This is a genomic window from Pseudoxanthomonas sp. PXM04 (assembly GCF_014851695.1).
GTDB lineage: Bacteria > Pseudomonadota > Gammaproteobacteria > Xanthomonadales > Xanthomonadaceae > Pseudoxanthomonas_A > Pseudoxanthomonas_A beigongshangi.
Window position 1 is genome coordinate 62,891 of the sequence record NZ_JACVAG010000008.1, and the last position, 9,610, is coordinate 72,500.

Consider the following 9,610-nt stretch of genomic DNA (forward strand, 5'->3'; position numbering starts at 1 on the left):
GAATGAGCAGATCGAGCGAAGCTGGACGTCGGTTGCCGCTGGGCGACCTTTCGCGGGCACTGCCCGGGTTGGCCGTGCTCGGCCTCCTGCTGGCCGGATGGCTGGGCTGGAGCGGCGTGCGCCAGTGGCGCGACGCCGATCGCGGCGAAGCACTGGAACAGGCCCGCGATGCCGGCGTGGCCGCGCTGGAATCCGCTTACCGGGACCAGATCGCGCAATTGACCCGGCGCATGGCCGGCGACGCGGTGAAGGCGGCGCTGGCCGGCAGCGATCCCGCCGCGACCGCGCAGGCCATCCGGCAGGGTTGGGCGGAGGCCGAGCACGTGGAGATCCTGCCGCGCGATCTGGCCCAGGCCTACGCCGATCCGGTCGCATTCGGTTACAGCCGGCTGGCCTTGCTGGAAGCGGCGCAACAAGGGCAGGCGGTGGTCGCGCGGGTGGTCCGGGATCAGGGCAAGGCGGCACTCGGGCTGGCCGTCGACACGGCGCAGGGCGTGGTCTACGCACGCCTGCCGCTGTCCCGGCTGACCGCCGGCTTCGAAGCCGTGGCGATGCCGCCGGGCACCTACCTGGCGCTGCGCCAGGGCAACTTCAACGTCGTCCAGCGCGGCAGCGCGAACCTGGCCGACGAGGCCGAAGTGATGGCGCATGCCGTGGGCAAGACCGGCCTGCGCGTGGCCGCGGCGCAACCGGACAGTGAATCCGGCCCGTTCGGGCTGGGCCCCCTGGGCAGTTCGATTGGCGCCGTGCTGGCGGCCGCGTTGGCGGTACTGGCCTGGCTGGCGGCCCGTGGCGGCCTGAAGATTCCCGCCCTGCGCCGCGGCGAGGCGGTCGTGGCCGATGTCGACGAGCCCACGCTGGGCCAGGCATTGGAGCGCGATCCGCTGCCGCCGGTCGCCAGGCCGACGAATTCCCCCCCACAGACAGGCAGCATGAGCAGAGAACGAATTCCGGTGGACGTCGATCCCGGCATCTTCCGCGCGTACGACATCCGCGGCATCGTCGGCAAAACCCTCAACGTGGAGGTCGCCGAGTGCATCGGCCAGGCCATCGGCAGCGTGATGCAGGAGCAGGACCTGACCGACATCGTGGTCGGGCGCGACGGCCGCCTGTCCGGACCGGAATTGGTGGGCGGGCTGATTGCCGGCCTGCGCCGCGCAGGGCGCAACGTCATCGACATCGGCATGGTGCCCACGCCGGTGGCCTATTTCGGCGCCTACCAGTTGCGTGCCGGCAGCTGCGTGGCGGTGACCGGCAGCCACAATCCGCCGGACTACAACGGATTCAAGATCGTGGTGGGCGGTGAAACCCTTTCCGGCGCCACCATCACCGATCTGTACGAGCGCATCCGCGATGGCCGGCTGCACGAAGCCGCCACCCCGGGCGACTTGCAGGAACGCGACATCGCCGCCGACTACATCCAGCGGATCGCCGACGACGTGCAACTGGAGCGTCCGCTGAAGGTAGTGCTGGACGCCGGCAACGGCGTGGCCGGCGACATCGCGCCGCGCCTGCTTGAATCCATCGGCGCGGATGTCATTCCGCTGTACTGCGAAGTGGATGGCACGTTCCCCAACCACCACCCCGATCCGAGCGAACCCCACAACCTGGAAGACCTGATTCAGATGGTGAAGCGTTTCGACGCCGACCTGGGCCTGGCCTTCGACGGCGACGGTGATCGCCTCGGCGTGGTGACCCGGGAGGGCGCCGTGATCTTCCCCGATCGGTTGCTGATGCTGTTCGCCGCCGACGTGCTGGAACGCAATCCCGGCGCGATGATCATCTACGACGTCAAATGCACCGGAAAGCTGCAGCCCTGGATCCTGCGCAACGGCGGCACGCCGCTGATGTGGAAGACCGGGCATTCGCTGATCAAGGCCAAGATGCGCGAAACCGGCGCTGAACTGGCGGGCGAGATGAGCGGCCACTTCTTCTTCCAGGAACGCTGGTACGGCTTCGATGACGGCCTGTACTCCGCCGCGCGCCTGCTGGAAATCCTGGCCCTGCGCGAGGACACGCCGTCGGAAGTCCTGTCGGCGCTGCCGGACGGCATCGCCACCCCGGAGATCAAGGTGCCGGTGGAAGCGGAAACACCGCATGCGGTGGTCGAGCGTTTCGTCGAGACGGCGCGCTTCGACGGTGCCCGCGTGGCGACCATCGACGGCCTGCGGGCGGACTGGGACGACGGCTGGGGCCTGCTGCGCGCCTCCAACACCACGCCCATCCTGGTGTTGCGTTTCGAAGCCGACAACGAGGCGGCGCTCGCGCGCATCAAGGACGTGTTCCGTGCCCACCTGGCGCTGGTGGCGCCGGATCTGACGGCGACCTTCTAGTCCCGATCAAGGAGTTCCGCGCGACAACGGCAGGCCGCGCCGGAGCGCGGCGGCGCTCATGCATCGGGCGGTGCGGCGGCCGGCGAAGACCCGGTCGCTGGCGCCGCCGACGCCGGGTTGGGTCCCTTCATTTCGCGGTAGCGCTGCATGATCTCGGCGATTTCCACGTCCAGCTCCGCGCGCTGGCGTTCGAAACTGGCCTGCAGCTGGCGCTGGCGCATCAGATCCGCATGCCGGCTGCGGATGTTGGCGGTGGTCTCGGCCGCTACCGTCTGTCCTGCCAGTTCCCGGTCGCCGGCAACCTGCAGCAGGCTGACCAGGCCTTCGCGCAGGCTGACCACGTTGTAGCGCGCGGTCTTGATGTTGTTGTCGACGATGGCGATGCGCTCGTTGAACACCCGGCGCAGCTCTTCCTCGCTGCGATAGGACAACAGCATCGCCTGCTCGGTACGGCGGCGGGTTTCCTGCGCCGCTTCGTCCAGTTGCGCCTGGATCTTCGCCGCCTCCGCCTGCGCGCGCTCCTCCTCGGTCAGCGCCCGGTCCACTTCGGCGGTGCGCAGGCCGCTCGCGGCGTTGATTTCCTCGCGCGCGCGCGTCACGGCCTCGGCCGGCAGGGCATCGCTGCACACGCGCTGGCCGTTCTCGTTCCAGCAATAGAGTTTCTTGGCGGCCGGCTTGTCCTGCGCGCTGGCCAGCGCCATCGAGACCAGGCCCACCGGCAATGCCAGCCAGAAAATGGAACTCCGCATGTGCAGCCCCCTGCTGCCGTCAGTCCGACGAACCGCTGCCATAGCGCGCCCGGTAGGCGAGCAGGTCTTCGCGGTGATGGACAAGTTCCGCGCTTTCCCCGGCGAAATCAAGCAGATCGTGCAGGTTGGCCACGGCCACCACCGGCACGCCGGTTTCGGCGGCGACCGCCTGGGCGGCCGACAGCCGCGCGCTGCCCTGTCCGTCGCCGGGTTCGGTCAGCACCTCCTGCCGATCCAGCGCCACCACGATCCCGGCCGGGCGGCCGCCGCCGGCGCGGATCAGGCCCAGCGCCTCGCGGATGGCAGTTCCGGCGGTGATGACGTCGTCCACGATGAGCACGTTGCGGCCATCCAGCGGCGCGCCGATCAGCAGGCCGCCTTCACCGTGGTCCTTGGCTTCCTTGCGGTTGAAGGCCAGCGGCACGTCGCGGCCGCGACGCGCATACTCGCAGCCCACCGCGGTCGCCAGCGGAATGCCCTTGTAGGCGGGGCCGAACAGCAGATCGAACTGCAGGCCGGCGGCGTCCACCGCGTCGGCGTAGCAGGCCGCCAGCTCGGCCAGGCGGGCGCCGCTGTCGAAGCGGCCGGCGTTGAAGAAGTAGGGACTGAGCCGGCCGGACTTGAGGGTGAACTCGCCGAAGCGCAGGGCCTGCGCGTGCAGGGCGAGCTGGAGGAAGCGGGCGCGGTGATCGGACATGGCGGTGCATTCGGCGGGCGAGGGGTGGAAGCATAGCGGTTCCGTGCCACCGGCCTCCACGCATGCGGTACGCTCTTGCGACCCCTTTCCCGTCCCGCGGACCGTTTTTCACATGCGCATCATCAGTTTCAACGCCAACGGCCTGCGTTCGGCCGCCAACAAGGGTTTCTTCGAGTGGTTCGGCCAGCAGGACGCCGACGTGCTGTGCGTGCAGGAAACCAAGGCGCAGGAGCACCAGCTCAGCGGCCCGGCCTTCCTGCCGGAGGGCTACAAGGCCTGGTTCCGCGACGCCACCACCAAGAAGGGCTACAGCGGCGTGGCGATCTACAGCCGGCGTGAACCCGACGAAGTGCGCACCGCGCTGGGCTGGGACGAGTTCGATGAGGAAGGCCGCTACCTGGAAGCGCGCTACGGAAACCTCAGCGTGGTGTCCTTCTACATTCCGTCCGGTTCTTCCGGCGAACTGCGGCAGGGCTTCAAGTTCAGGGTGATGGACTGGCTGGCGCCAATCCTGGACGAATGGCGCCGCAGCGGGCGCGACTACGTGCTGTGCGGCGACTGGAACATCGTGCGCACCCGCCTGGACATCAAGAACTGGACCAGCAACCAGAAGAACTCCGGTTGCCTGCCCGCCGAACGTGATTGGCTCAACGGCATGTGCGTGGACGAGGGCGGCTGGGTCGATGCCTATCGCAGCCTGCACCCGGAAGGCCAGGACTACACCTGGTGGAGCAATCGCGGCGGCGCGCGCGCCAACAACGTCGGATGGCGCATCGACTATCAGTTCGTCACTCCGTCGCTGCGTGACCGCCTGCAGCGCTGCGCGATCTATCGCGACAGCTGGTTCTCCGACCACGCGCCGTTCACGGTGGACTACGCCGGATGAGCGTGCCCGCGGCGGCCAAGGCGCCGGTGTCCTACAAGGGCTGGTCCGGCATCCGGCGCGCATTCGCCACGCCGGCCGCCTTCACCATGCTGCTGCTCGGCTTCGGCAGTGGCCTGCCGTTCCTGCTGATTGCGTCGGCGACGCTCAGCACCCGCCTGCGCGACGTGGGACTGGACCTGGGCAGCATCGGCCTGATCAGCCTCGCCAGCTTTTTCTACCTGCTCAAGTTCGTATGGGCGCCGCTGGTGGATCGCTACACCTTTCCGTTGACCGCGTTTCTCGGGCGCCGGCGTTCGTGGCTGCTGGTGGCGCAATTGGGTGTGGCGGCGGGATTGTTCGCATTGGCGTTCACCCGCCCCGAACTCGGCGTCGGCGCGCTGGTGGGATGGGTGCTGTTCGCGTCGCTTGCCGGCGCGACCCAGGATTCGGTGGTCGACGCCTATCGCATCGAGATCGCGCCGGCCGAGGCGCAGGCCGCGCTCGCCGCCACCTACACGCTGGGCTACCGGGTTGGCCTGATCCTGGCCGGCGCCGGCGCGCTCTACATCGCCGAATTCAGCGGCTGGAAGACCGCCTACCTGGCGATGACCGCGCTGATGCTGCTACCGATCCTGGCCACGCTGTTCAGTCGCGAACCCGACGCGCCCGAAGCGGCCGTGAGCCGGCGCATCGATTTCATCGGCGCGTTCTGGCAGCCCTTCGTCAGCTTCTTCCAGACCAATGGCCTGATGCTGGGCGTGGTGCTGCTGCTGTTCGTGGGCCTGTTCAAGTTTCCCGATCAGGTGATCGGGGTGATGGCCGGGCCGTTCTACCTGGACTCCGGCTACAGCAAGTCCGACATCGCCACGGTCTCCAAGTTGTACGGGGTATGGACCGGCATCGCCGGCGCCTTCCTCGGCGGCGTGTGCGTGGCCGCTTTCGGCTTCCGCCGGATGCTGGCGATCGCGGCCATCGCGGTGGCCTGTTCCAACATCGCCTTCCTGCTGATGGCCCAGCACCCCTCCGAAATCTGGGCGTTCTACGCCGCCATCACCGCCGACAACCTCTCGCAGGGCTTCGCCGGCACCGTGCTGGTGGCGTTCATGTCATCGCTGACCAACCGCAATTTCACCGCCACCCAGTACGCGTTGCTGGTCTCGCTGGCGAACCTGCCGGGCAAGTTCATCGGCGGCGTGTCCGGCTACGTCGTCGAGGCCACGTCCTACAGCGCCTTTTTCCTGATGAGCGCGCTCACGGTCATCCCGACGCTGCTGCTGCTGGCCTGGTTGTGGAAGCATATCCGTGAGAATGAAGGTGGCGGCACGTCATCCTGATCAGCCGCAGGGCTGACCGGGGACGCGCGGGGCAGGCAAGGGGGACCGAGATGACCGACATCGTGCTGAAGGACATCGATCCGCTGCTGAGCGAGCGGATCCGCCGGATTGCCCAGGCCCGTGGCTGGAACATGCACGACACCCTGTTCAACCTGATCGAGCAGGGTCTGTTCCACTGCGAGGCGGAAGTCCGCAGCGGTTTCGACGATGGTGAAGTGGACGCGCTGACCGCGGCGATCAACGCCCTGAAGGACGTCCCGGCCGGCAAGGGTTTCTGAGCCGGTTCAGGCCGGAAACACCGTCCCCAGCACCCGCGGTCCCCTGGCGCCGGTGACGGCGGGCAGATTGCCGGGCCGCCCGGCGAGGGTTTCCCGGGCCAACCAGGCGAAACCCATCGCCTCCACGAAATCCGGATCCAGTCCGTGAGCGGCGGTGGATTCGACGCTCACCTCCGGCATCCAGGCCGCCAGCCGCGCCATCAGGCGCGCGTTGTGCACGCCGCCGCCGCAGACCAGTACCCGGCGCGTGCCGGGCTGGTTGGCGCGCAGGGCGTCGGCGACGGTGGCCGCGGTCAGTTCCAGCAGGGTGGCCTGCACGTCGGCGGGCGATGCCGGATGATCGCCCAATCGCGCCTCCAGCCAGGCCAGGTGGAACTGTTCGCGCCCGGTGCTCTTGGGCGGCGGCAGGGCGAACCAGGGGTCCTCGAGCAATCGCGCCAGCAGCGCTTCATTGGCCTGGCCACCCGCCGCGAACGCGCCGCCCGCGTCGAACGCCGCGCCGGTATGGCGTTCGCACCAGGCGTCCATCAATGCGTTGGCCGGGCCGGTGTCGAAACCGCGCACGGCGATCCCACCGCCGCTGCGCGGCAGCAGGGTGAAGTTGCCAATGCCGCCGAGGTTCAACACCGCGCGCTCCTCGCTCGCGGAACCCAGCAGGGCGGCATGGAAGGCCGGCATCAGCGGTGCGCCATGGCCGCCGGCGGCCACGTCGCGGCGGCGGAAGTCGGCCACCGTGTCGATACCGCTGCGTTCGGCGATCACGTTGCCGTCGCCGATCTGCCAGGTGAAGGGCGGATTGGCGTGCGGACGATGGCGGATGGTCTGGCCGTGCGAACCAATTGCGCGCACATCGCGGGCGGAAACGTTCGCTTCGCCGAGCAGGCGCAGGGCCGCGTCGGCAAAATGGATGCCGGTCAACGCATCCAACCGGCCCACCTCGTCCAGCGAAGGCGCATCGCCCCCCTGGCCGAGGGCGATCAACGCGGCGCGCGTGGCATCGTCCCAGCGATAGGTGCGGCCCAGCAGCAATTCACAGCGCAGCGCGGAGGCAGGCTGATCGAAGCGCACCAGGGCGGCGTCGATGCCATCGGCGCTGGTACCGGAGATCAGGCCCAGGAAGAGCGCCGGGGGCGCCTCGTCGGCAGGGGACATTGCGGGTTTCCGTGACTATGCGCGCACGCGCCGGTACGCCGAAGACTACGCCATGGGACTCCCGCCCTCGCGGAAGTCCCGGTGCCGCGGCTCAGCCCTTCTTGGACTTGCCGGCCGGCTTCTTGGCGTCGGCGACCTGGGTTTCCTTGGCCGGCTCGGCCGGGGAAACGTCGGCGTAGATGATGTTCTCCACCGTGCGGATGCGCGCGAGCGCATTGGCGGTGTAGGTGCGGAACGAAGCCAGTTGCGCGCCGGCCAGCGGTTCCGGCGGCGGCATCGTCACCGACAGCGGATTGCGGTGCACGCCATTGATGCGGAATTCGTAGTGCAGGTGCGGACCGGTAGCCAGGCCGGTGGAACCGACATAGCCGATCACCGTGCCCTGCGCGACCCGCTGGCCGACCTTGATCTTGCCCAGCCGTGACATGTGGCCGTACAGCGTGGTGTGGCCACGGCCGTGATCCAGGATCACCACCCGGCCATAACCGTTCTGCCAGCCGGCGAACTGCACGCGCGCATCACCGGCGGCCATGATCGGCGTGCCGGTCACCGCGGCGTAGTCCACGCCCTTGTGCATGCGCATCGTGCCCAGCACCGGATGGCGGCGCGCACCGAACTTCGAACTCAGGCGCGCATACGGAATCGGCATGCGGATGAAGTTCTTCTTCAGCGGACGGCCCGCGGCGGTGAAGTACTCCGGCTTGCCGCCCGGACGGGAGAAACGGAAACCCGAATGCAGCTTGCCGTCCACGGTGAACGTCGCCGCCTGCACCGGCCCGGTGCTGATCAGCTCACCCTCGCGCCAGGTCTGCTCGACCACCACGCTGAAGCGATCCTCCGGACCGAGGTCGGAGTTGAAGTCGATGTCGTACTTGAAGATGTCGTCGGTCAGCGAGTTGACGTTGGCGGCGGTCAGGCCGGCCTTGCGCGCCGAACGGTTGAGCGAACGGCCGACTTTGCCGCTGAGCACCACCGTGCGGGTGGTAGTCTCGCGCGCGACCACTTTCTCGGTGACCTTGTCGCCGTCCAGGCTGAGTTCGATCCGGTGCTGCGGATCCCGGTCGTAACGCAGTGTGCGCAGCTCGCCGGTGACGGGCAGGTCGAACGCCAGCTCGGTGCCGGGCTTGAGGCGGGTGAGTGCCCGCTTGGCGTCGGCGTTTTCCAGCAGCGCGTGCATGGTGCCCGACGGGATGTTCAATTCCTCGAAGATCGCGCCCAGCGTCTGGCCCGGCTTGACCCGCACCATCTGCCAGCTGTCGCCGGCCACGCCTTCCTGGCGCTCGCGCGACAATTGCGGCAGCTTGAGGGTGAGCGTGGCGCGCGCGTCGGTGGCCGACGGCGGCTGGATCGCGTTGGAGAAGCCCGGCACGATCGTGGCGAGCATGATGCCGATGGTGGTGAACAGGCTGGCGTGGATCCAGTGGCGGCGGGTCCATCGGCCGGTCGGCAGATGTTGTTTCACCCGCTGGTGCAGGGTCGAATCGCGAAGGAGTTCCAGGCGTTGCTGGAATTGTTGCTTACGGCGGCTGCCGTCCCCATGAGTCTGCATCTAGCCGAACCTCGGGCCCAAGACGGGACCCCAATCGGCGTAACATAGTCACACTAAGAGTTCGCGTCAAACCATTGAGCCGATTGGCTTTTTTGAATAGCATCACGCTTAACTTCGCTTTAACCAGATGTTCAACTTTGTCGGCGCCTGTTCACGTCGGCCCCACCCGGAAGACCTTGCCTTGTCCCCCGCAGAAGCCCTTTCCCTGATCGGCCGTGGCGCCGACGAAATCATCAAGCCCGAAGAACTCGAGGCGCGCCTGAAACTGGGCCGCCCCCTGCGGGTAAAGGCCGGTTTCGACCCCACCGCCCCGGACCTGCACCTGGGCCACACGGTCCTGCTGAACAAGATGCGGCACTTCCAGGACCTCGGCCACCAGGTGATCTTCCTGATCGGCGACTTCACCGGAATGATCGGCGACCCCAGCGGCAAGAACGTCACCCGCAAGCCGCTGACCCGGGACGAGGTGTTGGCCAACGCCCAGACCTACGCCGACCAGGTCTACAAGGTGCTGGATCGGGAAAAGACCGAGCTGCGCTTCAATTCCGAATGGTTCGGCCAGATGACCGCGGCCGACATGATCCGGCTGGCCGCCCAGCACACGGTGGCCCGCATGCTGGAGCGCGACGACTTCGCCAAGCGTTATGCCGCCC

The 9,610-nt window shown here is 68.0% G+C and carries 9 protein-coding genes (1 of these 9 only partly in view); 5 read left to right on the forward strand and 4 right to left on the reverse strand.

Annotated elements, in window-relative coordinates; translation table 11 throughout:
* Nucleotides 1-2: 2 nt before the first annotated feature.
* Nucleotides 3-2,333, forward strand: coding sequence for a phosphomannomutase/phosphoglucomutase (locus tag IB228_RS18455; protein ID WP_192199482.1), 2,331 nt, complete (start codon nucleotides 3-5; stop codon nucleotides 2,331-2,333).
* Between the two features lie 56 nt (nucleotides 2,334-2,389).
* Here the strand turns inward: IB228_RS18455 and IB228_RS18460 are convergent, their stop codons facing one another.
* Both IB228_RS18460 and pyrE read right to left on the reverse strand, forming a co-directional pair.
* Nucleotides 2,390-3,082, reverse strand: coding sequence for a hypothetical protein (locus tag IB228_RS18460; protein ID WP_183639583.1), 693 nt, complete (start codon nucleotides 3,080-3,082; stop codon nucleotides 2,390-2,392).
* A 19-nt stretch (nucleotides 3,083-3,101) separates the two neighbouring features.
* Entirely contained in the window at nucleotides 3,102-3,779 is a 678-nt protein-coding gene (pyrE, locus tag IB228_RS18465; protein ID WP_192199483.1) for an orotate phosphoribosyltransferase, read from the reverse strand.
* A gap of 112 nt (nucleotides 3,780-3,891) precedes the next feature.
* Between pyrE and IB228_RS18470 the strand changes: the two genes are divergently transcribed.
* Genes IB228_RS18470 through IB228_RS18480 form a run of 3 tightly spaced genes read left to right on the forward strand, consistent with a single transcriptional unit; the run spans nucleotide 3,892 to nucleotide 6,256 of the window.
* On the forward strand, nucleotides 3,892-4,665 hold the full coding sequence (locus IB228_RS18470; RefSeq protein ID WP_141455142.1) for an exodeoxyribonuclease III: 774 nt from the start codon (nucleotides 3,892-3,894) through the stop codon (nucleotides 4,663-4,665).
* Entirely contained in the window at nucleotides 4,662-5,978 is a 1,317-nt protein-coding gene (locus IB228_RS18475) for an MFS transporter (RefSeq protein ID WP_192199484.1), read from the forward strand. Before IB228_RS18470 ends, IB228_RS18475 begins: the two co-directional genes overlap by 4 nt.
* Nucleotides 5,979-6,028: 50 nt before the next feature.
* Nucleotides 6,029-6,256 (forward strand): hypothetical protein, encoded by a 228-nt coding sequence (locus IB228_RS18480; RefSeq protein ID WP_183639580.1) that lies wholly within the window; start codon nucleotides 6,029-6,031, stop codon nucleotides 6,254-6,256.
* A gap of 6 nt (nucleotides 6,257-6,262) precedes the next feature.
* Here IB228_RS18480 and IB228_RS18485 read toward each other — a convergent pair whose 3' ends face one another.
* A complete protein-coding gene (locus tag IB228_RS18485) occupies nucleotides 6,263-7,408 on the reverse strand; it encodes an anhydro-N-acetylmuramic acid kinase (RefSeq protein ID WP_192199485.1) in 1,146 nt (381 codons plus the stop codon).
* 91 nt (nucleotides 7,409-7,499) lie between these two features.
* Nucleotides 7,500-8,957 carry a peptidoglycan DD-metalloendopeptidase family protein gene (locus IB228_RS18490; RefSeq protein WP_183639578.1) on the reverse strand — a complete coding sequence of 486 codons (1,458 nt, stop codon included), beginning with the start codon at nucleotides 8,955-8,957 and terminating at the stop codon, nucleotides 7,500-7,502.
* A 181-nt stretch (nucleotides 8,958-9,138) separates the two neighbouring features.
* Here IB228_RS18490 and tyrS point away from each other — a divergent pair, with 181 nt between their 5' ends.
* Nucleotides 9,139-9,610, forward strand: the beginning of a protein-coding gene (gene tyrS, locus IB228_RS18495) for a tyrosine--tRNA ligase (protein WP_225562544.1). Its footprint extends 740 nt past the window's final position; 472 of the gene's 1,212 nt are visible here — the first part of the coding sequence; it begins with the start codon at nucleotides 9,139-9,141; the stop codon falls past the right edge of the window.